Origin of the sequence: Litoreibacter sp., assembly GCF_039974535.1 — a bacterium.
In the GTDB taxonomy this organism is placed as follows: Bacteria; Pseudomonadota; Alphaproteobacteria; order Rhodobacterales; family Rhodobacteraceae; genus Litoreibacter.
Map to the genome: position 1 here is coordinate 42,145 of NZ_JBDWIU010000010.1, position 24,700 is coordinate 66,844.

The 24,700-nt window shown below is 55.1% G+C and carries 25 protein-coding genes; 18 read left to right on the forward strand and 7 right to left on the reverse strand.

Features of this window, described 5'->3' with window-relative positions; genetic code table 11:
• Position 1: 1 nt before the first annotated feature.
• Positions 2–1,420, reverse strand: coding sequence for a mechanosensitive ion channel domain-containing protein (locus ABJN86_RS07725; RefSeq protein ID WP_348366044.1), 1,419 nt, complete (start codon positions 1,418–1,420; stop codon positions 2–4).
• A gap of 93 nt (positions 1,421–1,513) precedes the next feature.
• Between ABJN86_RS07725 and ABJN86_RS07730 the strand changes: the two genes are divergently transcribed.
• The 3 genes from ABJN86_RS07730 to leuD are packed head-to-tail and all read left to right on the forward strand — an operon-like array spanning position 1,514 to position 3,672.
• Positions 1,514–1,606, forward strand: coding sequence for an isopropylmalate isomerase (locus ABJN86_RS07730; RefSeq protein ID WP_348366047.1), 93 nt, complete (start codon positions 1,514–1,516; stop codon positions 1,604–1,606).
• Positions 1,607–1,660: 54 nt separating this feature from the next.
• The gene (leuC, locus tag ABJN86_RS07735) at positions 1,661–3,067 is read left to right on the forward strand and encodes a 3-isopropylmalate dehydratase large subunit (RefSeq protein ID WP_348366049.1); all 1,407 of its coding nucleotides are present in this window, start codon (positions 1,661–1,663) and stop codon (positions 3,065–3,067) included.
• Entirely contained in the window at positions 3,067–3,672 is a 606-nt protein-coding gene (gene leuD, locus ABJN86_RS07740; RefSeq protein ID WP_348366051.1) for a 3-isopropylmalate dehydratase small subunit, read from the forward strand. The genes leuC and leuD overlap by 1 nt, the downstream gene beginning before the upstream one ends.
• A 60-nt stretch (positions 3,673–3,732) precedes the next feature.
• Here the strand turns inward: leuD and ABJN86_RS07745 are convergent, their stop codons facing one another.
• Positions 3,733–4,755, reverse strand: a complete 1,023-nt coding sequence (locus tag ABJN86_RS07745) for a hypothetical protein (RefSeq protein WP_348366052.1) — start codon at positions 4,753–4,755, stop codon at positions 3,733–3,735.
• Positions 4,756–4,889: 134 nt separating this feature from the next.
• Between ABJN86_RS07745 and ABJN86_RS07750 the strand changes: the two genes are divergently transcribed.
• The 3 genes from ABJN86_RS07750 (at position 4,890) to ABJN86_RS07760 (ending at position 7,997) form a co-directional block, all read left to right on the forward strand.
• Positions 4,890–5,900 carry an AraC family transcriptional regulator gene (locus ABJN86_RS07750; RefSeq protein WP_348366054.1) on the forward strand — a complete coding sequence of 337 codons (1,011 nt, stop codon included), beginning with the start codon at positions 4,890–4,892 and terminating at the stop codon, positions 5,898–5,900.
• A 301-nt stretch (positions 5,901–6,201) separates the two neighbouring features.
• Positions 6,202–7,038 carry a hypothetical protein gene (locus tag ABJN86_RS07755; protein WP_348366055.1) on the forward strand — a complete coding sequence of 279 codons (837 nt, stop codon included), beginning with the start codon at positions 6,202–6,204 and terminating at the stop codon, positions 7,036–7,038.
• Positions 7,039–7,088: 50 nt separating this feature from the next.
• Positions 7,089–7,997 carry an endonuclease/exonuclease/phosphatase family protein gene (locus ABJN86_RS07760; protein WP_348366056.1) on the forward strand — a complete coding sequence of 303 codons (909 nt, stop codon included), beginning with the start codon at positions 7,089–7,091 and terminating at the stop codon, positions 7,995–7,997.
• Here ABJN86_RS07760 and ABJN86_RS07765 read toward each other — a convergent pair.
• Entirely contained in the window at positions 7,896–8,840 is a 945-nt protein-coding gene (locus ABJN86_RS07765) for an epimerase (protein WP_348366058.1), read from the reverse strand. The two genes, ABJN86_RS07760 and ABJN86_RS07765, sit on opposite strands and share 102 nt — an antisense overlap.
• A 92-nt stretch (positions 8,841–8,932) precedes the next feature.
• On the opposite strand from ABJN86_RS07765, the gene ABJN86_RS07770 reads away from it, so the two are divergent.
• The 6 genes from ABJN86_RS07770 (at position 8,933) to ABJN86_RS07795 (ending at position 14,231) form a co-directional block, all read left to right on the forward strand.
• Complete coding sequence (locus ABJN86_RS07770; RefSeq protein ID WP_348366059.1) at positions 8,933–9,853, forward strand: LysR family transcriptional regulator; 921 nt, start codon at positions 8,933–8,935, stop codon at positions 9,851–9,853.
• A 71-nt stretch (positions 9,854–9,924) separates the two neighbouring features.
• On the forward strand, positions 9,925–11,031 hold the full coding sequence (gene leuB, locus ABJN86_RS07775) for a 3-isopropylmalate dehydrogenase (RefSeq protein WP_348366061.1): 1,107 nt from the start codon (positions 9,925–9,927) through the stop codon (positions 11,029–11,031).
• A gap of 10 nt (positions 11,032–11,041) precedes the next feature.
• Complete coding sequence (locus ABJN86_RS07780; RefSeq protein ID WP_348366063.1) at positions 11,042–11,998, forward strand: DMT family transporter; 957 nt, start codon at positions 11,042–11,044, stop codon at positions 11,996–11,998.
• Between the two features lie 26 nt (positions 11,999–12,024).
• On the forward strand, positions 12,025–12,399 hold the full coding sequence (locus ABJN86_RS07785) for a hypothetical protein (RefSeq protein ID WP_348366065.1): 375 nt from the start codon (positions 12,025–12,027) through the stop codon (positions 12,397–12,399).
• 45 nt (positions 12,400–12,444) lie between these two features.
• Positions 12,445–13,506 (forward strand): glycosyltransferase family 4 protein, encoded by a 1,062-nt coding sequence (locus ABJN86_RS07790; RefSeq protein WP_348366066.1) that lies wholly within the window; start codon positions 12,445–12,447, stop codon positions 13,504–13,506.
• Complete coding sequence (locus tag ABJN86_RS07795) at positions 13,503–14,231, forward strand: glycosyltransferase family 25 protein (protein WP_348366068.1); 729 nt, start codon at positions 13,503–13,505, stop codon at positions 14,229–14,231. Before ABJN86_RS07790 ends, ABJN86_RS07795 begins: the two co-directional genes overlap by 4 nt.
• Before the next feature lie 6 nt (positions 14,232–14,237).
• Here ABJN86_RS07795 and ABJN86_RS07800 read toward each other — a convergent pair whose 3' ends face one another.
• A complete protein-coding gene (locus ABJN86_RS07800; RefSeq protein ID WP_348366070.1) occupies positions 14,238–16,157 on the reverse strand; it encodes an ABC transporter ATP-binding protein in 1,920 nt (639 codons plus the stop codon).
• A gap of 151 nt (positions 16,158–16,308) precedes the next feature.
• Here ABJN86_RS07800 and ABJN86_RS07805 point away from each other — a divergent pair, with 151 nt between their 5' ends.
• Positions 16,309–17,331, forward strand: a complete 1,023-nt coding sequence (locus ABJN86_RS07805) for an aspartate-semialdehyde dehydrogenase (RefSeq protein WP_348366072.1) — start codon at positions 16,309–16,311, stop codon at positions 17,329–17,331.
• A 66-nt stretch (positions 17,332–17,397) separates the two neighbouring features.
• Positions 17,398–19,050, forward strand: coding sequence for a mucoidy inhibitor MuiA family protein (locus ABJN86_RS07810; RefSeq protein ID WP_348366074.1), 1,653 nt, complete (start codon positions 17,398–17,400; stop codon positions 19,048–19,050).
• Between the two features lie 3 nt (positions 19,051–19,053).
• Here ABJN86_RS07810 and ABJN86_RS07815 read toward each other — a convergent pair whose 3' ends face one another.
• Positions 19,054–19,701 (reverse strand): carbonic anhydrase, encoded by a 648-nt coding sequence (locus ABJN86_RS07815; RefSeq protein ID WP_348366075.1) that lies wholly within the window; start codon positions 19,699–19,701, stop codon positions 19,054–19,056.
• 143 nt (positions 19,702–19,844) lie between these two features.
• On the opposite strand from ABJN86_RS07815, the gene ABJN86_RS07820 reads away from it, so the two are divergent.
• From ABJN86_RS07820 to ABJN86_RS07830, 3 genes are all read left to right on the forward strand, one after another.
• A complete protein-coding gene (locus ABJN86_RS07820) occupies positions 19,845–20,225 on the forward strand; it encodes a hypothetical protein (RefSeq protein WP_348366077.1) in 381 nt (126 codons plus the stop codon).
• Between the two features lie 77 nt (positions 20,226–20,302).
• Entirely contained in the window at positions 20,303–21,700 is a 1,398-nt protein-coding gene (locus ABJN86_RS07825) for a leucyl aminopeptidase family protein (protein ID WP_348366079.1), read from the forward strand.
• Positions 21,697–22,524: an NlpC/P60 family protein gene (locus tag ABJN86_RS07830; protein ID WP_348366081.1), complete on the forward strand. Its 828-nt coding sequence runs from the start codon at positions 21,697–21,699 to the stop codon at positions 22,522–22,524. The genes ABJN86_RS07825 and ABJN86_RS07830 overlap by 4 nt, the downstream gene beginning before the upstream one ends.
• Here ABJN86_RS07830 and ABJN86_RS07835 read toward each other — a convergent pair.
• Both ABJN86_RS07835 and ABJN86_RS07840 read right to left on the reverse strand, forming a co-directional pair.
• On the reverse strand, positions 22,521–22,862 hold the full coding sequence (locus ABJN86_RS07835; protein WP_348366915.1) for a DUF2794 domain-containing protein: 342 nt from the start codon (positions 22,860–22,862) through the stop codon (positions 22,521–22,523). The genes ABJN86_RS07830 and ABJN86_RS07835 overlap by 4 nt on opposite strands.
• A 279-nt stretch (positions 22,863–23,141) precedes the next feature.
• The gene (locus ABJN86_RS07840; RefSeq protein ID WP_348366082.1) at positions 23,142–23,867 is read right to left on the reverse strand and encodes a YafY family protein; all 726 of its coding nucleotides are present in this window, start codon (positions 23,865–23,867) and stop codon (positions 23,142–23,144) included.
• Positions 23,868–23,939: 72 nt separating this feature from the next.
• Here ABJN86_RS07840 and ABJN86_RS07845 point away from each other — a divergent pair, with 72 nt between their 5' ends.
• Entirely contained in the window at positions 23,940–24,647 is a 708-nt protein-coding gene (locus ABJN86_RS07845) for a glutathione S-transferase family protein (RefSeq protein WP_348366084.1), read from the forward strand.
• The last annotated feature ends 53 nt before the right edge of the window (positions 24,648–24,700 follow it).

A 24,700-nucleotide genomic window follows, 5' to 3' on the forward strand; every position in this document is an offset into this window, starting at 1 on the left:
CCTAGTCAGGAAGGCTTGGCTGGTCGCCGTCCAGCATCTTCACTTCGCGCTGCGGGAACGGAATAGAGATGTTGTTTTCTTGGAAAGCATCCCACAGTGCTAGGTACACATTGCCACGAATATTTGTCAGCCCCTGGGTGGGATCGCGAATCCAAAAGCGCAGGATATAATCGACCGAGCTGTCGCCAAACCCGACGATGTGACAAACGGGCGGCTTGAAGGCCAGCACGCGGTCAACGCCTTTGGCAGCACCAATCGCCAGCTTTCGAACCGCATGTGGGTCGTCGCCATAAGCCGTGCCAAAGAAGATATCGAGCCGCACGAAGTCATCCGAATGGGACCAATTCACTACTTGGTTGGTAATCAGGTCCTCGTTCGGGATTAGATATTCTTTGCCGTCTCGGGTGACCACGGATGCGTAGCGCGCACCAAGTGTGTTGATCCAGCCGAAAGTTTGCCCCAACGATATAACGTCCCCGGGCTTGATGGACTTATCGAGCAAGATGATGACGCCAGACACAAGGTTTGACACCACCTTTTGCAAACCAAAACCAAGGCCCACACCGATGGCACCAGATAAGACCGCCAACCCCGTTAGATCGATGCCAATGGCTTTGACGCCGATGTAGAAGGCAGTGCCGTAAACGCCAATTTGCAAAACTTTGACGATCAGCACTCGCATTGAGGGCGAGATGTCCTCGTTAGATTGGATGCGCCTTGATGTCGTTGAGGTGAAGAACCGCGCAAGTGCGATTAAGACACCCAGAATAACCACTGCTTGAACGATAAGCAGCATGGAGATGCGAAACTCGCCGGCCTCAAGTGCGGCGCTGTCCAGTATACGGGCGGCGTCGCCAGTTAATCCCAACACATGCAAGGTGACATAGGTCCACGCGCCATAGCGGACGAGGCGGCGAAGAAATCTGGACCGGATCAATCTCGTCGCGAACACAACTACGATCCACGCGGTTGCCAGCGTGGCAATGATCCCCAGAATGTATGACCTGCTTGGCCATGTCATCTCGCGCATCAATCCTACTGCGATCCACAGCAGAAGGATAAAAAATATGGGGCGCAATCTTTGGTGAATGACGACAAGGATACGCATACGCCACTTCGGCCAGCCCTCGCGGGAGGCCATCCAGTTGCGCACTCGGGGGCCAAGCACTGACTTCAGCAGATGTGCTGCCGCCCAAAGGGCCAATGCGATACCGATTTGATAGGCGTTCCATGGTCGCAACATGGAGGTCAAAAAAGTGTCGGCTTGCGCAAGCAGGGATTGGCTCAGGTCGACGAGATCAGTGACTGGCTGCGTTGCTGTATCAGGCACCAACTCAGGGCTCGTGTCCGATGCAGTGTCAGAGACCGCGTCAGTCGGTAGTTGATCGCTCTGTTCAGCTAATTCGTCGTGATTTGCCATGTTGTTCCTAGGCTGCCTTTACGAATCCTTGCATGTGGAATGCAAAGCCGCAAGCGCTGGACCTTGCGAGACTCAGTCTGCGTGTGTATCTGCATGGCTATGACACTCGTGTTTGACATCGACGACCGCGCACGGCTGCGCGAACGCTTTTACGGCGCGACCTTCTCGGTACTCGCGCACCTATAGGCGCGCGTTCTCTGTCAGCCTATCAATCTTATCCAATTACGGGAGAGGACCATCATGTCCCCCAAGACGATCTATGATAAAATCTGGGATGCACACGTAGCCCATGAAGCCGAAGACGGCACTTGCCTTCTTTATATCGACCGCCACTTGGTTCACGAAGTGACCAGCCCGCAGGCCTTTGAAGGTCTGCGCATGGCGAACCGTCCGGTGCACGCGCCTGACAAAACAATCGCTGTTCCTGATCACAACGTGCCAACCACGCTGGACCGCGCCAATGCGAAAACCATGACCGAGGACAGCCGCATTCAGGTTGAGGCCCTCGACAAGAACGCCAAGGAATTTGGCCTGCACTACTACCCGGTGTCCGACGTGCGCCAAGGTATCGTGCACATCGTTGGCCCAGAACAGGGCTGGACCCTTCCAGGTATGACCGTGGTTTGCGGCGACAGCCACACTGCCACGCACGGTGCGTTTGGCTCGCTTGCCCACGGTATCGGCACATCGGAAGTTGAGCACGTTCTGGCAACGCAAACGCTGATCCAGAAAAAGTCGCTGAACATGAAGGTCGAAATCACTGGCAAGCTGCGCCCCGGCGTGACTGCCAAGGACATCACTATGTCCGTGATTGGTGAAACCGGCACTGCTGGTGGGACTGGTTACGTCATCGAATATTGCGGCGAAGCGATCCGCGACCTGTCGATGGAAGGCCGCATGACTGTCTGCAACATGGCTATTGAGGGCGGCGCGCGCGCTGGCTTGATTGCGCCGGATGAGACAACTTACGCATACTGCATGGGCCGTCCTCACGCGCCAAAAGGCGCGGCATGGGAAGCAGCCGTTGCTTACTGGAAAACGCTTTTTACTGACGAAGGGGCGCATTTCGACAAAGTCATCACCCTGAAGGGCGAAGACATTGCACCATCCGTGACTTGGGGCACATCGCCAGAAGACGTTCTGCCAATCACCGCTTTGGTTCCATCGCCGTCCGAATATGAAGGCGGCAAGGTTGACGCGGTTCAGCGCTCCCTCGACTACATGGGCCTAACAGCCGGTGAGCCACTGACTGACATCGAAATCGACACGGTCTTCATCGGCTCTTGCACAAACGGTCGTATCGAAGATCTGCGCGCTGCCGCTGAAATCCTGAAGGGCAAGAAAGTCAAAGAAGGTTTGCGCGCAATGATCGTTCCGGGCTCTGGCCTTGTGCGTGCGCAGGCTGAAGAAGAAGGCTTGGCCGACATCTTTAAAAATGCAGGTTTTGAATGGCGTCTTGCAGGCTGTTCCATGTGTCTGGCGATGAACCCCGATCAGTTGGCGGAAGGCGAGCGTTGCGCGTCCACCTCCAACCGGAACTTCGAGGGTCGCCAAGGCTACAAGGGACGTACCCACTTGGTCTCGCCTGGTATGGCGGCTGCGGCTGCAATCACCGGTAAACTCACCGACGTTCGGGAGATGATGTAATGGATAAATTCGACACACTCACAGGCATCGCGGCACCTATGCCGCTGGTCAATATCGACACCGATATGATCATTCCAAAGCAATTTTTGAAAACTATCAAGCGCTCGGGCCTTGGCGCGAACCTGTTTGACGAGATGCGCTTTGACCGCCAAGGCAACGAGATTGCGGACTTCGTTTTGAACAAGACGCAATACCGTGAAACCGAGATTTTGGTTGCTGGCGATAACTTCGGTTGCGGCTCTTCGCGCGAGCACGCGCCTTGGGCCATTAAAGACTTTGGCATCCGCTGCGTTGTGGCCCCTAGCTACGCCGACATCTTCTACAACAACTGCTTCAAGAACGGCATCCTGCCGATCGTTTTGCCGCAAGAGCAAGTAGACGTACTGATGAAGGACGCCGAGAAGGGCTCCAACGCACGTATGTCCGTTGACCTGGATGCGCAAACCATCACGACATCCGATGGCGAGGCGTTCAGCTTCGAGGTCGACAGCTTCAAGAAGCACTGCCTGATGAACGGTCTTGATGACATCGGCCTGACAATGGAAAAAGTCGACAGCGTTAAAGCGTTCGAGGCAAAAGCCAGCGCAGCCCGTCCTTGGGTCTAAGCGGCTAACATTACGAATAAGACGGCCAGCCCTGATATCTCGGGGCTGGCCGTTTTCATTTTACAGATCCAGTTGCGTCGAAATCAGCGCGATCACTTGGCTATGTATCGCCGCACGGTCTGCGCCCTCTGGGTCGGTGCAAACGGGGTCATCGTTCTCGTCTTTCAAGATCGCAGCTCCCGCAGGTTTGCACAGGGGCAGCAAGCTAAAATGGAACGCAGGCGCGATGCGCACGACCTCGGCTTCTTTGAGTAGATCAGTAAGCCCACTGGCGTCGAAATCGGTGGCAATCAGCCGGTCTTCGCCTTCGCCTAGGCCAATCAGCAAAGTGTCAGTATCCAGATCAGCTACGTTCTTGGCCGTGAAGCCGTGGTGCAGGGCAGGGTCCATTGCCGCGACATGGGTGATCCGTGCATCCTTGTAAGATGCGTCCCACATATCGGCATCCATCTGATCAAAGCTCACGCCTGCTTTGCGCAGGTCCGCACAATGGGACGATGCATCTTGCTGGATTTCGCATTCAGCAATCTCGCCCGCAAGGTTTGCAGTCACGCCGCCAAGGGATAGGGCAGTCCACCCCCCATAGGAAAACCCCGCCGCCATGATGCGGCTGGTATCAATGCGCCCCGCGAACATCGGGTCATCAAGCAGCTTATCTAATGCGCGCGACATATCGCGTGCGCGGGTCCAATGCTTCAAACCTCTACGCATGTCGAAATCAAAGGTAGAGCTCGCCGGATGGTTCAAACTGATAACCAACGCGCCCTGTGCCGCCAGATCACCCGCAAGCCATGTCATTGACCGCCAGTTCCCGCCTAGCCCGTGGGACAAAAGTACTACAGGCAGTTTTTCTCCATCCGCCAAGGTGCCATCGGTCCGTGCGTCGATGCCGTAGAAAACGGCGTTCTCGGCCACGCGTGTTGTATCGCCACCGCTGGTCGACGGATACCAGATGACCGCCGGAACCTCTGAGCCGTGGTGCTTTGCTTGGTAGGTGTAGTCGCTCATGGCGATGTTTGGCTCGGCCAAGGTCATGGCGGGTGTAAGCGCTGTTGCGGCTGCAAGAGTTGTGAGTAGTTTCATGTCGATGCTCCTTCAATGTGTGATGCTATTGGAGCGGTGATGCGAAAAACTGCGGGGTGCGGCGTCCCAAAACCGGTTTCAGGTCGAGCAGAACGCGTTTGAGGACTATTGAAGGCTAGAAAGGACCCCGATCTATGCCCGTTTTACCCGTCCCCTTGTTTGGCTGTCTCGTACTTGGCTTTATGTTTTTGAAGCTTGTGGTCGATGGACGAGGGCGTAGTTTTATCGCCTTGCTGTTGCTGCAGGCGTCTTTGCAAAGCCTGATCATTACCCTTGCACAACACTACGGGTTGCCGTGGGCACGCTTGCTGCAACCCATCACGGCGGCGGCGATACCAGTGACTGCGTGGATCGCCTTTGAGACCTCTGCCGTGCGCCGCTTTTCGTGGTCTCGTCATGTGCCGCACGCTTTGGTTCCGATTTTTATCGCGTTCTGCGTGGTCTTCGCGCGTGGCCCGTTGGACTATGTTATCCCGGCCGCGTTCTTTGGGTATGGCTGCGTTATCTTACTCGGGTCGTCACGAGGGTCGGATGCCTTGCCAATCACGCGCCTGTCGGCGGGCAATGTGCCTGCGCTGGTGTGGCGGGTAATTGGGGGGTCTTTGATCGTGTCGTCCTTTGGCGATTTGGCGATCATTGTGGCCCAGATCATGGGGCATGGCGCATGGCAGCCTTGGATCATTGTTGTATCTTCTACTGGCATGCTGTTGCTGCTTGGGGGACTGAGCCTGTCGAACAGCTTGATGGATCCCGATCCAAAGGAAGATGCCCCAGTAGCCCTGAAGGTCGTTATTGATCCCGAAGAGGACGTGAAGATCATGGCGCGGCTCAAGGCGTTGATGGAGCAGCAAAAGCTCTACCTTGATCCTGACCTGACACTCACCCAGATTGCGCGCCGTTTAACCTTGCCGGTTAAATCCGTGTCGTCTGCGATAAATCGCACAACTGGGGAGAATGTTTCTCGCTATATCAACGAGCTGCGGGTTGATGTGGCCTGTGAGGCATTGAAAGCTGGGGAGAGCGTGACATCCGCAATGTTGTCTGCGGGCTTTAATACCAAATCGAATTTCAACCGCGAATTTTTAAGAATTAAAGAAGCGTCACCAAGTCATTGGTTAAGGGCGCAGGAGAGTCGTGGCGGTTAACCAGTTACCCCATAATAAATGGCCTGCAGATCACATTGCTGACATGATCAGATCTAAATGTAGGGGATTCCCTTGCGGTCACTTCTACATACGCTTTTTGGCTGTTTGTTGTGACACAAGAATACCACGAAATCTCCCTATAAAACCCCTGAGTCTTATCAGAATGTTGAAGAACATGCGGAAATTTAGCAAAACTGAGGCAATGAAAATGAGAGACCTTTCGGCAGAAGCCAAAGGATCATCTTTCTGGGATAGGGTTCGGCAAAGTATCGGGCCCATCCGGGTTGAGGGGTTTTTAAAAGTGGTATCACGCCTAATAGGCGCGGTCGCCCGAGCAATGTTTGTCGTGCTGTTAATCTGCACGCCATCTTTATTGCTGCCGGGTGTGACGCAAGACACGACACAGATGGTCGTGTTGCTTGGACTGTTCGCAGGCCTGATTACGCTTATTGAATACGGCTCCAATTACCCCTGCCTCATCGAATTCCGCAATGCGCCGCCGTTCAACCGCGTGCGTTTCATGTCGCTTTTCGTGACAGTTTTTCTTCTGTCGATCATTTTTCGCGGCCTTTACGAGCCCACAACGCTGACGCGGTTTATTCAAGCTGTTGGGCATCTTGTGGGTTATGTTATCGACTTCCCCTACAGCCCCGTACGTTTGATCATGCTGTTGGTGCCTGACCAAACCAACGCCGAGCATATGAACTTGATGCGTGCCGCTGTGGGCCTCAGCTATCTGGTCTCCTTGCTGACGTTGGCGGTGTTCTTGATCGTCCTTCGCGTCATGGGGTGGCCAAACCGCACGCAGGCGTTCAACTTCTGGACCAACCTGCCGACGTTCGACCCAACTATGGGCGGTGATGTGGTGGCACGATTGAACCGCGATGCCCGTTTTAACATCGTGTTAGGGTTTTTCCTGCCATTCTTCACTCCTGCTGTGGCGCGCTCGGCGTCAGGTTTGTTTGATGCGTCGATGATGGAATCGCCGCAAACACTGGTCTGGATGATCGCCATATGGGCTTTCCTTCCCGCAAGCTTGTTCATGCGTGGTATTGCGATGAACCGCATTGCCGACATGATCGACGAAAAGCGGATGCGTGGGGCCCGTGCCGTCGCAGCTGGTTTGTTGCCGGCCTAATATTTCTGCTGGTCGCGGTTTGGCCCGCGACTGCTGAAACCTACCGGATAATGACATTTCATACCGGCCTGTCTCGCGACGGGCCGGCTTTGCTTGTTCGAGACCTTCTTCGAGAAGAAACGCTTGAGGATCTGTCACTGATTGCCAAGCTTGCCCCCGACATCGTCGCTCTACAGAACGTCGACTTTGATCACGATCAATACGCCGCCTCGTTGATACAAGAGCGGTTGCGCGAGTTGGGCCATGCCATGCCGCATCGATTTACGGCACGTCCCAATACTGGGATCGATAGCGGGTTTGACCTAGATAGAAACCAGCGGCTTGGTGAGCCACGGGACATGCTAGGTTACGCGGAATTCGCAGGGCAGGGCGGAATGTTGATCTTGTCCCGCTTCCCTGTACGTGAGCGGCAATCAAAGGATCTTAGTGCCGCGTTATGGCGGGACGAAGGGGCGCAAAACTTGCCCGCTGGAAACTACTTTTCCAACCAAGAGTTGGACGTTTTGCCGTTACATTCTGTCGGGGCTTGGGATGTTCAGATCGAAACCCCCGATGGCCCGATACATGTGTTAACGACCCACGCGTCAACACCTGCCTTTGATGGGCCAGAGGATCGTAACGGCTTGCGCAATGCAGCCCAACTCACTTTCTGGCGTCGCTACATTGAGCAGAGCAAGATCAATAACGCCCCGTTTGTCTTGCTTGGGACCCTCAACAATGATCCCACTGCGGGTGAAGGCTTGAAGCCAGCATTAAACGCCTTGCTGGGCCATGAGTTGTTGCAAAACCCAGTGCGACCGGAGCCTACCGCGCTGTGGTCCTCGGGGCTTTCACTTCAGGTTGACTACATCTTGGCGTCACGTGGTTTTGGCATTAGGGCAGCAAAAGTTGAACGGGCGTTTGATGGGGCAGGAGCTTCGCGCCACTTTCCCGTTTGGGTCGATGTGATCTGGCAATGATGCTGCGATGGCCTCATGCAAAGGGGTAGGCGCAAAGTCTGGGAGCAATTCGCCTAAACGCTCGGAGACTATGCTATGTGGCGTGTCCCATAGGTACTGCATCTCCAATAGCGGTTTTGCTGTGGGCCAAAACGGGCGTGCCAGCTTCACTGGCCACCAAGGCATTTCACGCAACATGAGGCGGCGCCCTGTTGCTTGTTCGATGGCGTGATGTAATTCGCGCGCGGTCAACGTGTAGCCGGGGAAGTTTGCCTCGAAAAATACTGGCAGTTCCGCGGCTTTGTCACACAGCATGACAGCGGCATCGGCGAGATCGTGCAAAAAGGCCCAAGCATGGGGCACGTCTAGGTTGCCGGGGTAATCCACTAGCCCTTTGCCCAACTTGGCTGTGATTACTTTGTCGTACCAATTTCCACTTGCGGATGTGTCGATGAAATCGCCCGCTCGCAATACAATGGTGCGCACTCTGGCATCGCGGTAGCTTTGCTCCATATCGTTGCGAATTTGGCCCAACGGACTGGTCGGGTTGTGAGGGGTGCTCTCGCGCAACTCGGCAGGCATATCAGTGCCGTAATTGTAAATATTCCCCGGTATCAGAACCGTTGCGCCAGTGTCCTTGGCGGTATCAATAACCTGCGCGGTTAACTCTGGCACAATGCGCGCCCAGTCGGGGTAAGCTGGATTCCATGCGTTGATGATAATATCCGCGCCCCATGCCGCATCTGGCAATGTGTCGGTGGCGCGATCAAAACGTGTGACGTTCCAGTTCGCCCAAGAAAAGGCGGCGGCGGCATTGCGGCCAAAGCGACCATTCGCACCGAGGATAAGGACTGACTTGCTCATGTTAAATTCTCCAAACTTGAGATGCCTCAACGTCAACCATTCAGTTTTGTGATGGAATTGCCAAAATGTGATGGTCTGCTATTCATATCTGAATGGAGCGTATTGACCGTCTAGACTGGACCTTGATTCAAGCATTTCTGTCAGTGGTGGCCGAAGGGTCGCTTTCTGGTGCCGCTCGGGCGTTGGGGGTAAGCCAACCCACCTTAGGTCGTCAGGTGAAGCTGATGGAAGAACAGCTTGGTATTGAGGTGTTTCACCGGCAACCCAAAGGCTTAACCCTGACACCTGAGGGCGAGGCATTGTTGCCCCATGCCCGCGCAATGTCGGAGGCCGCATCCGAGCTGGCGACAGCAGCTGCTGGACACGATAACTCGTTAAATGGCACGGTTCGCATTACCGCCAGCGAGTTCACCGCGCAGTATTCCCTGCCGCCCATTATTGCTCAGCTTCGGATTAGCTATCCGGACATTCAGATCGAGCTGAACTCGACAGACCAAAGTGAAAACCTGCTGTTTCGCGAGGCGGATATTGCATTGCGGATGTATCGCCCAACCCAGTTGGAAATCGTGACCAAGAAGATTGGCGTCCTGAAGCTCGGGTTCTTCGCGGCGACCAGCTATCTGGATCGATGTGGTCGGCCTAACACGATTGAGGAGCTTATGACGCATGATCTGTTGGGATATGACCGCTCGGAGCGCTTTATTCGTGGTGCGGCGAAGCTCGGTTGGCAGTTGTCGCGAAGTGATTTCGCTTTCCGCTGTGACGCGCAGAACATACATTGCGAAATGATCCGTGCAGGGGTGGGTATCGGTATCATGTCCTGTCCGCTTGGCTCATCTATGCCGCATGTTGAGGAGCTGTTGCCTCGTTTCCCTGTGCCGGGCTTGGAGCTTTGGTTAAGCACTCATGAGGCGTTACGCCATACTCCAAAGGTGGCCGCGGTTTGGAAGGTGCTTGAAGAGGGTCTAAGGCCGGGATTGTCGCAAGACGCCTCAATCCCGATTATGGATTAGCCCTTGCTACCTTGACCCCGTAAGCCCCGCGCGATACCCCGCTGTGGACCATATTTTACGGAGCGCTTCCCATGTCTAACCCATCCATTCTGATCCTGCCGGGCGACGGCATCGGCCCCGAAGTAATGACGCAAGTCATGCGCATCATCGACTGGTTCGGTGAAAAGCGTGATCTTAAGTTTGACGTTGAAACTGATCTGGTTGGCGGTGCGGCTTATGACAAGCACGGCGTACCCTTGACGGACGAAACTATGGCCCGGGCCATGGAAGTCGACGCAGTTCTGCTCGGCGCTGTTGGCGGCCCGAAATACGATGACTTGGACTTCTCGCTGAAGCCAGAGCGCGGCTTGCTGCGTTTGCGCAAGGAGATGGACCTGTTCTCCAACCTGCGCCCTGCCCAGTGCTTTGACGCATTGGCGGACTTCTCGTCGCTGAAGAAAGACATCGTGGCTGGCCTCGACATCATGATCGTGCGCGAATTGACCTCTGGTGTGTATTTCGGGGAGCCTCGCGGCATCCACAAAGAAGGCAACGAGCGCGTTGGCATCAACACGCAGCGCTACACTGAATCCGAGATTGCGCGCGTTGCCCGCTCCGCATTCGAGCTGGCGCGTAAGCGCGGCAACAAAGTTTGCTCAATGGAAAAAGCGAACGTTATGGAATCGGGCATTCTGTGGCGTGACGTTGTTCAAGAAATTCACGACGCCGAATACCCTGACGTAGAGCTGTCCCACATGTACGCAGACAATGGCGCGATGCAGCTGGTGCGCGCACCTAAGCAATTCGACGTCATCGTTACCGACAACCTGTTTGGCGACGTGCTGTCCGACTGCGCGGCAATGTTGACCGGCTCGCTTGGCATGTTGCCTTCCGCGTCGTTGGGCCTGCCAAACGCAGACGGCCGCCCTAAGGCAATGTACGAGCCAGTTCACGGCTCTGCGCCTGACATCACGGGCCAAGGCAAAGCCAACCCGATCGCATGTATCCTTAGCTTCGCGATGGCGCTGCGCTACTCGTTCGATCAAGGCGACGAGGCAACACGCCTTGAGAAAGCAATCGAGAAGGTCCTGAGCGAAGGTGCCCGCACCGCTGACTTGATGGGTCCTGAGGACGGCACCCCGATTTCGACCACCGAGATGGGCGACGTCATTTTGGGGGCGCTTGAAGCCAGCTTGTAGGAGATGAGATATGACCCCGAATGTTAAAGGCGCATTACTTGCACTGGTCGCGTTCGGGGTTTTCTCAACCCACGACGTTATAATCAAGGTGCTGGGCGGTACCTATTCGCCCGTGCAAATCGTCTTTTTCTCGGTGCTCTTTAGCTTCCCAATTGCCACCTTGTGGCTGCTTAGGGATCAAACGAATGGTACCCTGATCCCACGACACCCTTATTGGATGGTCGCCCGTGCTGTCGCCGCGATGGTCACAGGGTTCTCCGCATTTTACGCGTTTTCCGTGCTGCCCTTGGCGCAGGTCTATGCGATCATCTTCGCGTCTCCCCTTCTCATTACCGTGCTAGCGATCCCGATCTTGGGCGAGGAGGTCAGGCTACGCCGTTGGATCGCGGTTTTGGTTGGCCTTTGCGGCGTTCTGGTCGTCCTTCGACCAGGGCAAACGGAGCTTGGCCTTGGTCATTTAGCGGCGCTTGCCTGCGCCGTTGGCGGGGCGTTCGCGTCTGTCATCGTGCGCAAAATTGGTCGGGACGAGCGCACGGTGGTCATCATGCTGTATCCGATGATGGCGAACTTTTTGGTGATGGGGGCGCTCTTGCCGACGGTCTACGTGCCGATGCCTATCGATGATCTAGGACGCATCGCTGTGGTTGCGCTGTTTGCTTGGATCGCAGGTCGCTTTTTGATCGGCGCCTATAACTCGGGCGAGGCGGTGATCGTCGCGCCTATGCAATACAGCCAAATCCTGTGGGCTTCCGCTTATGGTGCCCTGTTCTTCGACGAATATCCCGACATTGGCACGTTGTTCGGTTCAGCGATTATTATCGCCAGTGGCTTATATATTGTGCTGCGAGAGAGCCGCTCCACCACCTCCAGCACACCAGTGTTGCGTACACGATCTCGGCCTGAAACAGGCACCTCTCCTCGTATCAGCCCGTTTCTATGGCCGTTGCACCCTCGTCGTAAGAAATAGCTGATTAGTCTAAGTTAGGGTCTAAAATGTACGAATCTGATAGCTTTTTTACCCTCTCTCAATCGGGTCAAATCGGCCTGCTTGTTTTGTCGTTGGTTTTGTTTTTGGGAACGCTCTACGCCTCATGGCGTCTTAGTGCGAACAAACCTTTGGTGCTGCGGTTGGTGATAGGTCTGGTGCTGCTCTTCCTATTCTCGTGGTTGTCGCCTCAAGCCTATTACCAATATTACCGGATGATCATCGACGGTTTGCCGCAGCAAATCGTTGTTCGGATGCCATCGGGGCCACTGGAATTGCTACAGCTTTTGACGTTCCAAGCTGACGCAAATTTATCGGCTCATAGTAAAGGCGTTTTAGGCTGGGCGTTGCTGATTGTGTCCGGTCTTCGGCGCAATGGATAAAGCATAGAGTTTGCGCTGTTGCCCGACCTCGCGTAGTCAATCAACATGACTAAAACGGCGCCTCTCTTCGTGACCAATTTCAACAAGAACTTCACCGGTGTCTCTGCGACTGCGGCCGGGGTTGTGCGTGCGCAGGCAAAGGACATGGACCTGCGCCTTGTGGGTCGCCCCTTGCCAGATTGCCCGCAACCGATTGATCTACGCAGCGCCCGCGCCTTGTCGCGCAATGCACCAGATGGCTACCCCTTCGCGATCTGGCACGTGCGTCGCAACACCGAGATGCGTGCCGCGCTTTGGGCGCGCGATGTGTTGCGGCTTCCTATTCGCATTGTGTTCACTTCCGCGGCCCAACGGCGGCACTCCGCATTTCCACGTTGGTTGATTTCGCGTATGGACGCCGTGATCGCAACGACTGACGCAGCTGCTGTTTATGTCCCTCATGTGCGCGCCGTGGTGCCGCATGGGGTCGATACACAGGCGTTCTGCCCTGCACAAAATCGCGCTGAAGCGTGGGCTGAAACCGGTCATGCAGGCAATCGAGGGGTCGCCACTGTTGGACGCATTCGACCTGAAAAAGGCACGGATCAATTCGTGGATACGATGATCCGTGTGTTGCCTGATCATCCCGACACAACGGCCCTTGTGATTGGTCGCGCAGGTGGCTCGCATGAGACGTTTCTTGCAGACTTGAAGGCTCGTGTTGCGACTGCAGGTTTAAGTGAACGAATACTGTTTTGTGGTGAGTTAGAGCCTAATGAGCTTAGAAAAGTAATGCGCGGCCTTAGCCTTTTGGTGCCTTTGCCTCGGTATGAGGGTTATGGAATGACCCCGCTAGAAGCAATGGCATCCGCCGTGCCTTTCGTGGCCACAGATACCGGGTATTTCTCGGCCTTTTCATCTGATGGCACAGCGGGCGAAGTGGTATCACTTGGGGATGTCGACGGCGCGGTTGCTAAGGTCAACGCGTTGCTGAGCAATCCCGATCGCCTTGAGGTGATGTCCAATCGCGCAGTTGAAGTTGCACGCGAAAGCTATGGAATTCAAACCGAGGTGGATGGCATAAACGCCGTCTATCATCAGCTTTGGGAAGAGGCCGGCAGATCGTGATCGAAACCTTTGTTATCCATCTAGAGCGTGCCACTGCGCGCCGCCCCCATGTCGATTCCATGCTCGCAAAGATACCGAAACCCGCGCAGATTTGGCCCGCTTGTGATGGGGCCGCGATGGAGGCAACCGCGCGTGATCAGCTGCTATCGCAAGCCCCTTTGTTTGAGCCTGCTTACCCGTTCAAACTGTCTATGGGCGAGATTGGTTGCTTCGAGAGCCACCGCAGCGTTTGGCGTCATATGGCCGCGCGCAATATCCCCGCAGCCCTGATATTTGAGGATGACGTGGCCATCGATCAGCCAGTTTTCGATGCGGCGTTGGCAATGGCGCAAAAACACGTTTCATCTTTGGGCTATATCCAGTTGCAGGTGCGCGAGGTGAAGCAACCTTTCCATGTGATCGATCAATTGGGGTCTTCTGCGATTGTTCGGCCTCAGATCACGCCGCTTCGTACCTCCGCGCAGCTCGTCAGCTTGGAGGCCGCCCGCAGTTTGCTTGCGGCAAGTGAGCAGATTGATCGCCCGGTAGATACCTTCTTGCAGATGTTTTGGGAAACATCGGTGCGCCCACATTGCGTGGTGCCTTCTGGTGTGGCGGATCTGACTGCCGAAGCTGGCGGCAGCACCGTGTCGCGTAAACGTACGTTATGGCAAAAGATCATCGCGGAGGCGAAGCGCTGGACGTATCGTAGTCAAATCGCAGCCATGTCAAAGCGGAGCGGCTAGCGCGCACTAACGATTTTTGCCGCGCACCCATCGCCAAATCAAATTTGTGATCTTCGCAACCATGCCTGTTTCGCCATTATCTTGGGACATGCGCCCCAAGCTCGTAGCGCCTGTCGCCGGGTCAGATGTCGCGGGAATTTCGCCTGTGAAAGGTAGCGATCCGGTTTGGAATTGCAGGTCATGTAGGTGGGCATAGATGCCGCCTTTGGCCAACAATTCGTCATGTGGACCGCTCTCCGCCAATGTGCCGTGGTCCAAAACCAAAATCCGGTCGGCGTCTCGAACCGTTGACAGGCGGTGCGCGATGACCAACGTGGTGCGGCCCTCTGATAGGCGCTCTAATGCCTTTTGCACCACTTTTTCGGATTCGGCATCCAAGGCGCTTGTCGCCTCATCCAGCAAGAGAATCGGTGTATCACGCAAGAGTGCACGGGCGATGGCGACGCGCTGGCGTTGCCCCCCCGATAGGTTGCTGCCGCGCGCGCCAACTTGGGTTTCCAACCCGTCCGGTAAGTTCTTGAGGAAGTCGCTTACATGGGCATCCTCAAGCACCAGCGTCAGGCGTTCGTCGCTGATATCGTCACGTCCCAGGAGGATATTTTCGCGCAGGGTTTCGTCGAACAGCAATGCGTCCTGCGACACGACCGAGAACAGCCCGCGCAATTGCGACAACGGCATGTCTTTGACGTCGACGCCGCCAATGGTGATTGTTCCATTGGCTGGGTCGACCAAACGGGTCAACACATTGAACACGGTGCTTTTGCCCGCTCCTGATGGTCCCACCAAGGCGGTGGTGGTGCCGGAGTTGGCGGCAAAAGAGAGGCCGTTCAAAACCGAATTCTCCCCATAGGAAAGTGCTACGTCTTTGAATTCCACCAGTGAGCCGTCCAGCTCTACATCTGTCGATGACTGGTCTTCGACTGCGGGTTTGGTGTCGAACAGGCCAAAGATGCGACTGAGGCTGGCGATCATCATCTCCCAATACCCCAATACCCCGCCCAACCGGCGCATTGGTTGGAAGGCCAGTGACATGGCCGTAAAGAAGCTCATGAACTCGCCGATGGTCTTTTCGCCTGCGATAATTTGCGGGCCGCCATAAAGCAAAACGCAGAAAAAGCCGAAGCCAACGGCGAAGTCTACCAATGCAGGCACAGTTGCCTGCCCGATGGTTGTTTTGATCGTAGATCTCACCCAAGTGTCTGACAGATCAGCAAAGTTCTCGGATTGGTAGTCTTCCATCCGGTTCAGCTTGATTGGCGTTATGCCATGAAATACCTCGTCCAACCGTGTGGTCCGCTTGCCCGCGACATCGCGCAGGTAGGTGGATTTCTTGCGTACATATCGTTGAACGATGAGGCTGGGGATAACCAGCATAGGTGCGCCGATGATGGCGACCAGCGTCCATTTCCAGTCGATGGATATGGCGACGCCCAATAGTGACAGCAACGCTATAAAGTCGCGCCCTGCACTGACGAGAATCATATTCCACAGGCTTTGAATGGCGGTAACGTCCCCTTGCACGCGCTCAATCAGCGTCCCCGGAGAGGTGCGGGAATGAAAGGCGTTATCAAGGGATAGGGTGTGGCGTAACAGGTCTACTTGTACCTCGGTTGAGGCCCGAAACGAGACGCCAGTCAGGATGCTTTTGTGAATGATGCCGGTTATGCCGCGGATAACAAACAGCGCAAATATTCCGGTTCCAACCCACCAAATGGCGCTGGCTTGGCCCTCGACGAATACCAGATCGAACATTGGCTGCAGCAGGTAACTAAGTGCGCCCAGCGTGCTGCCTTCAATGATCATGAACAGCAGCGCCAGCAAAAATAGCGCCCAATGCCTGCGCAGATAGCCGCGCCAAAGACGGGCAAAAAGCTGCCTGCCGGATTGCGCCGATGTGGCCAAGTCTGGGTCTGTGGGATGGGTCAAGAAATGGCTCGCATTTGGCTTCTTTGGCGCACTGTGTAGCGCAGTTGGGCATCACGCGGCAAGCCAGAGGCAACATCCCCCTTTCGCATTCCGTCACAACAGAGTATCAGGCCCCGTCTGAAACAAGACCTATAGAAGGATCAAAGGGATCATGGGTTACAAAATCGTCATCGTAGGCGCCACTGGCAATGTGGGTCGCGAGATGCTGAACATTCTGGATGAACGTCAGTTCCCAGTGGACGCAATCGAGGCATTGGCCTCCCGTCGCTCGATCGGCACCGAAGTCACGTTCGGCGAGAAAACCTTGAAGACGAAAGACCTTGATACGTTTGATTTCACGGGCTGGGACATCGCGCTGTTTGCCGTTGGCTCCGAAGCCACGAAGAAATACGCCCCGCAAGCCGCTGCGGCGGGATGTGTGGTTATCGATAACTCGTCGCTGTACCGCTACGATCCAGACGTGCCTTTGGTGGTTCCTGAAGTGAACCCAGAGGCGGTGCTTGGCTACTCCAAGAAGAACATCATCGCGAACCCCAACTGCTCCACGGCGCAGATGGTTGTAGCGCTGAAACCTTTGCACGACCGCGCGCGCATCAAGCGCGTTGTTGTATCGACATACCAGTCGGTATCGGGTGCGGGCAAAGACGCCATCGACGAGCTGTGGGATCAAACTAAGTCGATCTACAATCCCGTTGATGACAAGCCAGCCAACAAGTTCACCAAGCAGATCGCGTTCAACGTGATCCCGCATATCGACGTATTCATGGAAGACGGCACCACCAAAGAAGAGTGGAAAATGGTCGTTGAAACCAAGAAGATCGTCGACAAAGATATCAAGGTTACCGCCACTTGTGTGCGCGTTCCTGTGTTTGTGGGCCACGCTGAATCGATCAACATCGAGTTCGAAGACCACCTCGACGAAGACGAGGCCCGCGACATCCTGCGCGAAGCACCGGGCGTCATGGTTATCGATAAACGCGAAGACGGCGGCTATGTAACGCCTGTTGAATGCGTTGGTGATTTCGCGACGTTCATTTCGCGTATCCGTCAGGATAGCACCATCGATAACGGTCTGAACCTGTGGTGCGTCAGCGATAACTTGCGCAAGGGTGCTGCCCTGAATGCAGTGCAAATCGCTGAAACACTTGGCGCTCGGGTTCTGAAAAAAGGCTAGGCTTGCAAAGCCTTCCCTGACACGAAACATTGGGCCTCAGATCAATTGATTTGAGGCCCTTTTTATATGCTCCGTTCCCTAGCCATTTCCGCTGCCCTTTTGTCCTCCGCTGCTTACGCCGAGGATTTCACTGTGGTGGCACCCGTCACCTCCGCTACTGTCTATTCTCAGGGGGCAACAATCACTCGCGCGATTGCTGCCGATCTGCCGCAGGGAAAACATCGAATTTTGGTGCCTTATGCTGGAAACAACAGCGACGGTCCGCCCCGCATTAACGCCCCCGAAGGTGTCACGATTGGTGCAATGGAGGTTCTGCATAACTTTCTAGCTGATCCCACATCTGCCTATTCGCCTGCTCAATCTGCCGCATTTGCACGGGTAGAAGCTGCCAAAGAAGCATTGCTGACGCTTGAAGATGTCGTGGTTCAAGGTCAGGCGAAAGTGGAAGCGCAGGGTGCGAAAAATGCCTATCTACGCACGCTCACTGGGGCTGCCTTAACAGGTGCCGACGCTGATGCGATGAGGGCAGCCAGCAACATGGTGGCACAGGAATTAGAGAACGCTTGGAAGGATCAATACGCGGCCTCCATTGCATTGCGTGCAGATGAGAAGGTGCGCGATGAGGCGCGAAAACTTGTGCAACAGGCCGAGCAGGATTTGAACCGTCTAGCCCCTCCTACAGGTTCCGTGACGATGTTGGCTTTGTCGGTTGAAGCTGCGATTGCTGGTCCAGTTGAAATGACGCTCGACAGTTTGATCTACAACGCGGGCTGGCGTGCGGACTACGACTTGGATCTGACACGTGGTGACGATGCGAATGTGTCAATGGAGCGTAAGGTTATCATGCAGCAATCCTCGGGCGAACTGTGGTCCGATATCGATCTGACCCTGTCTACGGCCAATCCTTTTGCGCAGGTGAACCCGTCGGTGCCTCATCCATCACAAGCCTTCCTTGCCCAGCCAAAGGGTAAAGCTGGGTATGCGAGTAGTAGAATAGAATCTCAGGCCGCGAGCAATTACGACCTTTCCCGAGTGGCCCATGGGGCACCAGCACCAGTAGTCGCGGAAGCAGTTCACGCCACTGCGGTTATAGATGGCTTATCGGTCACCTACGATTACCCCCAGCCTGTTAACCTTGCGTCTGGTGGTGGCGAGCTGATCCTCGCCCTAGATGACTTCACCTTCGACGCTCGCGAATTCAACCGCGCAGCCCCGCGTTTCGACAAAACCGCATTCTTGATGGCGGAATTCACCAACTCCACGCAAGAACCCTTCCTGCCGGGTCAGGCGTCTGTGTCGCGTGACGGCGTTTTCGTAGGTCGCACGCATTTGCCATTGGTCGCAGCGGGTGACAAAGCCGAGGTGTCATTTGGCACACTCGAAGGGCTGCGGCTTGATTACAAACTGCTTGATAATGACACCGGCGATCGTGGATTCCTGACTTCCAGCAATACACGGGTTCAGCAAATGGAGTTCACAGTCGAGAATTTGTTGGCCGACGAGGAAGACGTCCAAACAATCTTCGCGCTGCCCTATTCGGAACAAGAAGATTTAAGTGTCTCAGTCAACGCCCGCCCATCACCGGATGAGCGCGACTTTGAACAAAAGCGCGGGGTTTCCGTGTGGAACCTCGAAGTTGGCCCGGGCGAGAAGAAAACCGTGCGCGTGAATGTGGAAATGGATTGGCCAGAAGGCCGCCAAATGAATTGGCGACCTTAAAGGTTAAACGGATTTAAACCCTTGGTCTGGGACGTAATGTTCCAGACCTCCCTCGCCGATGTCGGTCCACAAACCATGCAAGCTGAGTTTGCCTTGCTTGATCGCGTCGGTCACAAACGGGAAGGTTTCGAGGTTTTCCAAGGAGACGACCACCGCCTCTTTTTCCAACGCGGTGCGGCGCTCGGCCTCATCCTCGATGTGTTTCACGCGCTCATAACCAGGACGCAGGATTTCGATCCAACGACCAATGAAGCTGGTCTTCTCGGCCAACTCAGGCGCATGGCCGGTACACATGTCGTGACACCCTGCAACGCCACCGCAGTTGGAGTGACCAACCACGATGATATGCGCCACCTTCAACGCGCCAACAGCGTATTCAATCGCCGCGGATGTACCGTGGTGTTCGCCATCGGGACTGTAGGGCGGCACCAGATTGGCGATGTTGCGGTGGATGAAGAACTCACCCTGTTCGGCGCCAAAGATCGAGGTCACATGCACGCGGCTGTCGCAGCATGAGATGACCATGGCGCGCGGGTTTTGCCCGTTGTCCGCCAGATTGCGGTACCAAGGTTCATTGTCGGAATAGGTGGTGGCTTTCCAGCCGTGATAGCGGGTGATCAGGTACGAAGGCAGTGGTTTGACTGTCGGCATATCGGGTCTCCTTTAGTTCTGGCCTATGTAGGGACAATTCAGCCGAAATTCGAGGGAAATATGGACGGGGCTGAAAGTGTTTGTTCAGCTTCAGAATGGAAGGTCGTCTCGTGTGATTTTTGGGTAGGGGAAAAGGGCCAATGATGGAAGACATATTAGAACTCGATTTGCGTGAACCGGTGCGTGTTGATCCTGATCGGTTGGTGGAACTCTGTGTAGAGTTAGGCGAGATGAAAGCAGAGCAGTTGATCACCACGACAATGGAAGAACTCGCCAACGGAATGATGGAGTTGGATCGGGCCTTCACCGCGCAAGATGTTGAGAGGTTGATCGCGAATGCTGATACTCTCGTAAGCAAGGCTCAGAAAATTGGGATGACAACATTTTCTCGTGTCGCCGATGATGTCGCGTCCTGTGCGCGCGCAAGTGATAGTATTTCCTTGGCTGCAACTCTAAACAGGCTACGACGGATCGCGGACCGATCCCTGAGTGCTGTGTGGGATATGCAAGACTTGTCAGGTTAGTCCTGACTAATTAGCCCCTCTACTTGCGGATTACTTTGCAGGCAGTAGGTTACTGACGCAACAGCGGGGCAAGCACCATGATAAATCACACACGGCTCAAGTTCGCCGCAACAACCACAGATGCGATCAAGTTATTTGCGTTTGCCAAAGACGAACTTGAACCTTGGCTAGAGGGGCAACCGCAAAAGCTGCGCACTTGGGTAGAGACGCAGGGCTTTGCGGCGGGCTCTGGTGCGGTTTGTGTTGTTCCAGACGATGCGGGCGGCATTGATATTGCGCTGGCTGGTCTAGGTGATGCCAAGTCACGGGCTCGTGGCCGATTTTCTATGGCAACCGTGGCTGGCAAGCTACCCGCCGGAACCTATCAGTTGGCCAGCGACCACAGCATTGAAGATCTGGAAGAACACGCCTTTGCGTGGCTGCTGTCGCAATACCGATTCGAGACCTACCGCGCGCAACCGCCCCATGAGGCCCGTTTGATCTGCCCCGAAGGTTTGGATCAACACCGAATGGAAAGCATTGCGGCGGGCGAAGTTCTGACGCGCGATCTAATTAATACACCTGCTTCTGATATGGGCCCCGATAATTTGGAAGCCGCAGCGCGTGATTTGGCCCAAACGCACGACGCGAAGATTGAAGTCACAGCAGGCGACGACCTGTTGAAGAATAACTTCCCGATGATCCATACCGTTGGGCGGGCTTCCATCACTCCGCCACGCCTGATTGACATGACATGGGGGGATACGGGCCCGACACTGGTTTTGGTCGGCAAGGGGGTTTGCTTTGACACCGGCGGGTTGAACATCAAGCCGGGATCATCGATGGGGCTGATGAAAAAAGATATGGGCGGCAGCGCCACGGTCCTTGGTTTGGCTCACATGATTATGGCGCTGGGGTTAAAGTTGCAGTTGCGTGTGCTGATACCTGCGGTTGAAAACGCCATCGATGGCAATGCGTTCCGGCCTCAAGACATCTTGTTGTCGCGCAAGGGTCTTACGGTTGAGGTCAACAACACCGACGCCGAAGGTCGTTTGGTCCTCGCCGATGCGCTTGCACTGGCAGATGAGACCCCCCCCGATTTGATGATTTGTATGGCTACACTGACGGGTGCAGCCCGCGTTGCAGTCGGACCTGATATCTCGCCGTTCTTCACTGATGACATGCCCTTTGCCAACGCTTTGCGCGAGGGGGCTAAAGTGGCGCGTGATCCAGTGTGGGAGTTGCCGTTCCACGACCCATATGAAGCAATTATTGAGCCGGGGATTGCGGATTTGGACAATGCGCCAAAAGGCGGGTTTGCGGGCACTATAACGGCCGCTCTTTTCTTGCGCCGGTTTGTTACGAACACAGAACGCTTCGCGCATTTCGACATCTACGGATGGCAGCCGTCTTCCGCCCCTGCTCGCCCGAAAGGCGGCGTCGGGATGGGGGCACGTGCAATTCTCGCCTCATTACCCAAGGCTTTAAACCTATGACACACGACACACGCATTACCCCTGCGAACGCCCGTATTGCCGCCAGCTATCTGGAGGGGGAGGTTGAAGCGCCCAAATATGTCGATGGTGAGATGTGCCAATGCGGCGCTGCCTTCGCGGATGTTACCGGTCGGCCGGAAGGTCGCCGCACATCGCAGTTAATCTACGGCGATCTGTTCAACGTGCTGGAGCGCCGCAATGGCTTTGCATTCGGGCAGGCGGTTCATGATGGCTACTGCGGTTACGTGCAGGAAAAGCTGTTGGATCGCCCGCACGATTCCAGTCACTGGGTGTCTATGCCCTGTACCCATTTGTATCCTGGTCCGAACATGAAGCTCATGAACACCGGTGCGCTTTTTCTGGGCTCTGAGGTGCAGGTGATGGAGGAGGAGGGCACTTGGTCTCGTCTTTCAAACGGTGGTTTCGTGCCGACCATGCATCTTTTGCCAAATGATCGGCGCATGGATGATCCCGTTGCAATGGCGGACCTGCACCTTGGCTCGCCATATCTGTGGGGCGGCTGTACGCGTCAGGGCATTGATTGCTCTGGCTTGGTGCAAATTGCCTTGCGCGCTTGCGGGAAAGAGTGCCCGCGCGACAGCGATATGCAAGAAGCCGAGCTGGGGGTGCCTGTGTCGCTTGAGGACGCAAAGCGCGGCGATCTGGTGTTTTGGAAAGGGCATGTGGCTTGGGTGTCAGGTGACAATATGATCCTGCACGCAAATGCCCACCATATGGCCGTCGCCTATGAACCCCTGTCAGAGGCCATCGTGCGGATTGAGGCTGCAGGCGATGGGCCGGTGACTTCGATTAAGCGAATTTAATCGACTGGACGGATAAGCTTTTTCTCTAAAACGCGAAGCACTTGGCGTAGGTCTGCGCCACGTTTCAGGATGCGCCCGTCCATGTTGATCACGGCATAGGTCTGTTGCTTGGTCGCCAGCTTGGGGCGTTTCTCAATTCGATAAATCGGATGCTCAGCCGCACGGCGAAAGATCGAGAAGACGGCCACATCTTTCATCATCGCGATGCCATAGTCACGCCACTCTCCTGCGGCGACCATTCTGCCGTAGACGGATAGGATGTCTCCAAGCTCTCGGCGGTGAAAGGCTACTTTGTCGGCTTGGTTTTGTCGGAACGGTATTGGGGCGTTTTGGTTCATGGCCTCATGGTGGGCCGCGTTTCGTCGCAAATCAAGCCTTGCCTTTAAATTGCCGTACGAAGACCTAGGCATTTTCACGCTTCGCCCCTGAAGTCGCCCAAGTTGGCCGCGATACATGTGGATGTAGCGAGTGTAAACTCAAGCCCGACGCGGTGTGATCAGCCCCCACCCAGATCGCCGTGTCGGGTGCTACAAGAACAAGCACCCCCGATCTGATGGTCAGATCGGGGGTTTTGCTTTTCCAGTCTAGTTGCACAGTCCAGTTGCCAGTGGCGTCACTCAGGTGACCGCTTTTGCTTTCCCTTGTTCGCCGCCAGAAAACGGGGTCGCGCGGATGTGTTCTATGGCGCGATGGAGAAGTGCGACCCTGTTGGGTCGAAAGCTGGTCTCTGTGACCAGTAAATCGGCCATTCGATCTAAACGAAACACGCGGGTGTTTTTGCGTAGTAGGCACCAAGAGATCAGACAGGTGTTGTGTTCAAAATATGTGATCGACAATGGGCGTACCTGTCGCGCGGTCGAAACGCCTTGGGCATCGCGATAATTAAAACCAATTTCTTTCTCTTCCCAGGTGGCCTGACGGATTGCAGCTACATCCACTAAAATTTCAGGGCGTTTTCGAAAGTGCTTTGCTGTTAACACAGCATGCCGCAATCGCTTTGATTGGGATTCGGGTAAGCGTGCCTTCAACTTAGTTAAGGCTTGCCGCGCTGCTCCCGATAAAACGGTGTCGCCAATCTCCTCGACCTCGCGCAATCCCAAGACCAAAGCTTCAAGCTCATCATTGCCAAACGAAAGCGGGGGGACTGAGACATCATCGCCCAGCGTAAAACCATAACCGGCAGCGCCATCAATACCTGCGCCTAGTTGACGTAAAGTAGCGACGTCACGGTGAATTGTGCGAACCGAGACTTCCATCACCATTGCCAACCTTTCGGCCGTTACAGGCGGTGTCTCGTTGCGGATAGTTTGTAATAGTTGATGCAACCTAAATATCCTGCTCATTGCCGCGTCCTCATGTCAGTTTTTGTCATGATATGCCGCTACAGATGGGACCAACAGAAAAAAGGATACGCGATGCTCAAAATTATTACTTTCCCTACAAGCTTTGGGGAGCCAAGCCACAGCCCGTTTTGCGTCAAGGCAATGGTTCTTTTGCAAATGTCTGGGCAACGTTGGGAGCGTGAAGATGTTTCAAACCCAGCGCCTATGCCGCATGGAAAGTTGCCGGTGTTGCGCACGGGTGCTGGTCTTGTTCCGGACAGTGAGTTCATTCAGGAATGGCTTGTTGAGCAAGGTGCAGATTTCTATCCCAACTGTACGGATCAGCAAAAAGCGATCGGGCATTCGCTCGTTAGATTGGCAGAAGATAACTTGCGGCTGGCGTTAGTTCATGACCGCTGGTTGGATGAACAATGTTGGCCCAAAATCTGGCCTATTTTCTTCGCTGAGGTCCCTAGTCCCATCCGAAAATTGATCGCACACAAGGCGCGGAAATCGGTGAAAGCGGCCCTTTTGAGTAATGGGGTCGCCCGGATGTCTTCCGAACAACGTCTGAAAAAAGTGGCCAATGATCTGGATGCAATAGGCCGGGTTCTTGGGGTTAACGACTTTATTCTAGGAGGCACTCCCACTGGAGTAGATGCATCGGTTTTGCCCATTCTCAGCATGATAGACCGGCTGCCCGCCAAGACTGAACTCAGGGTGTTATTGCGCCGTTGCGATTGGGTGGAAAACTATCTGCAACGCGGGCGTGACGCTCTTTATTCCGACCTTGTTGGGTGAAAGTAGGACAAAGTATCGAGGTAGAATAGGCTTTCCGCCTCGACAGCCAAAAC

Excerpts from the sequence above, each read along its gene's own strand:
- ABJN86_RS07725 (WP_348366044.1), bottom strand. The coding sequence starts at position 1,420 with ATGGCAAATCACGACGAATTAGCTGAACAGAGCGATCAACTACCGACT.
- ABJN86_RS07730 (WP_348366047.1), top strand. The coding sequence starts at position 1,514 with ATGGCTATGACACTCGTGTTTGACATCGACGACCGCGCACGGCTGCGC.
- leuC (WP_348366049.1), top strand. The coding sequence starts at position 1,661 with ATGTCCCCCAAGACGATCTATGATAAAATCTGGGATGCACACGTAGCC.
- leuD (WP_348366051.1), top strand. The coding sequence starts at position 3,067 with ATGGATAAATTCGACACACTCACAGGCATCGCGGCACCTATGCCGCTG.
- ABJN86_RS07745 (WP_348366052.1), bottom strand. The coding sequence starts at position 4,755 with ATGAAACTACTCACAACTCTTGCAGCCGCAACAGCGCTTACACCCGCC.
- ABJN86_RS07750 (WP_348366054.1), top strand. The coding sequence starts at position 4,890 with ATGCCCGTTTTACCCGTCCCCTTGTTTGGCTGTCTCGTACTTGGCTTT.
- ABJN86_RS07760 (WP_348366056.1), top strand. The coding sequence starts at position 7,089 with ATGACATTTCATACCGGCCTGTCTCGCGACGGGCCGGCTTTGCTTGTT.
- ABJN86_RS07765 (WP_348366058.1), bottom strand. The coding sequence starts at position 8,840 with ATGAGCAAGTCAGTCCTTATCCTCGGTGCGAATGGTCGCTTTGGCCGC.
- ABJN86_RS07770 (WP_348366059.1), top strand. The coding sequence starts at position 8,933 with ATGGAGCGTATTGACCGTCTAGACTGGACCTTGATTCAAGCATTTCTG.
- leuB (WP_348366061.1), top strand. The coding sequence starts at position 9,925 with ATGTCTAACCCATCCATTCTGATCCTGCCGGGCGACGGCATCGGCCCC.
- ABJN86_RS07780 (WP_348366063.1), top strand. The coding sequence starts at position 11,042 with ATGACCCCGAATGTTAAAGGCGCATTACTTGCACTGGTCGCGTTCGGG.
- ABJN86_RS07785 (WP_348366065.1), top strand. The coding sequence starts at position 12,025 with ATGTACGAATCTGATAGCTTTTTTACCCTCTCTCAATCGGGTCAAATC.
- ABJN86_RS07790 (WP_348366066.1), top strand. The coding sequence starts at position 12,445 with ATGACTAAAACGGCGCCTCTCTTCGTGACCAATTTCAACAAGAACTTC.
- ABJN86_RS07805 (WP_348366072.1), top strand. The coding sequence starts at position 16,309 with ATGGGTTACAAAATCGTCATCGTAGGCGCCACTGGCAATGTGGGTCGC.
- ABJN86_RS07810 (WP_348366074.1), top strand. The coding sequence starts at position 17,398 with ATGCTCCGTTCCCTAGCCATTTCCGCTGCCCTTTTGTCCTCCGCTGCT.
- ABJN86_RS07815 (WP_348366075.1), bottom strand. The coding sequence starts at position 19,701 with ATGCCGACAGTCAAACCACTGCCTTCGTACCTGATCACCCGCTATCAC.
- ABJN86_RS07820 (WP_348366077.1), top strand. The coding sequence starts at position 19,845 with ATGGAAGACATATTAGAACTCGATTTGCGTGAACCGGTGCGTGTTGAT.
- ABJN86_RS07825 (WP_348366079.1), top strand. The coding sequence starts at position 20,303 with ATGATAAATCACACACGGCTCAAGTTCGCCGCAACAACCACAGATGCG.
- ABJN86_RS07830 (WP_348366081.1), top strand. The coding sequence starts at position 21,697 with ATGACACACGACACACGCATTACCCCTGCGAACGCCCGTATTGCCGCC.
- ABJN86_RS07835 (WP_348366915.1), bottom strand. The coding sequence starts at position 22,862 with ATGAACCAAAACGCCCCAATACCGTTCCGACAAAACCAAGCCGACAAA.
- ABJN86_RS07840 (WP_348366082.1), bottom strand. The coding sequence starts at position 23,867 with ATGAGCAGGATATTTAGGTTGCATCAACTATTACAAACTATCCGCAAC.
- ABJN86_RS07845 (WP_348366084.1), top strand. The coding sequence starts at position 23,940 with ATGCTCAAAATTATTACTTTCCCTACAAGCTTTGGGGAGCCAAGCCAC.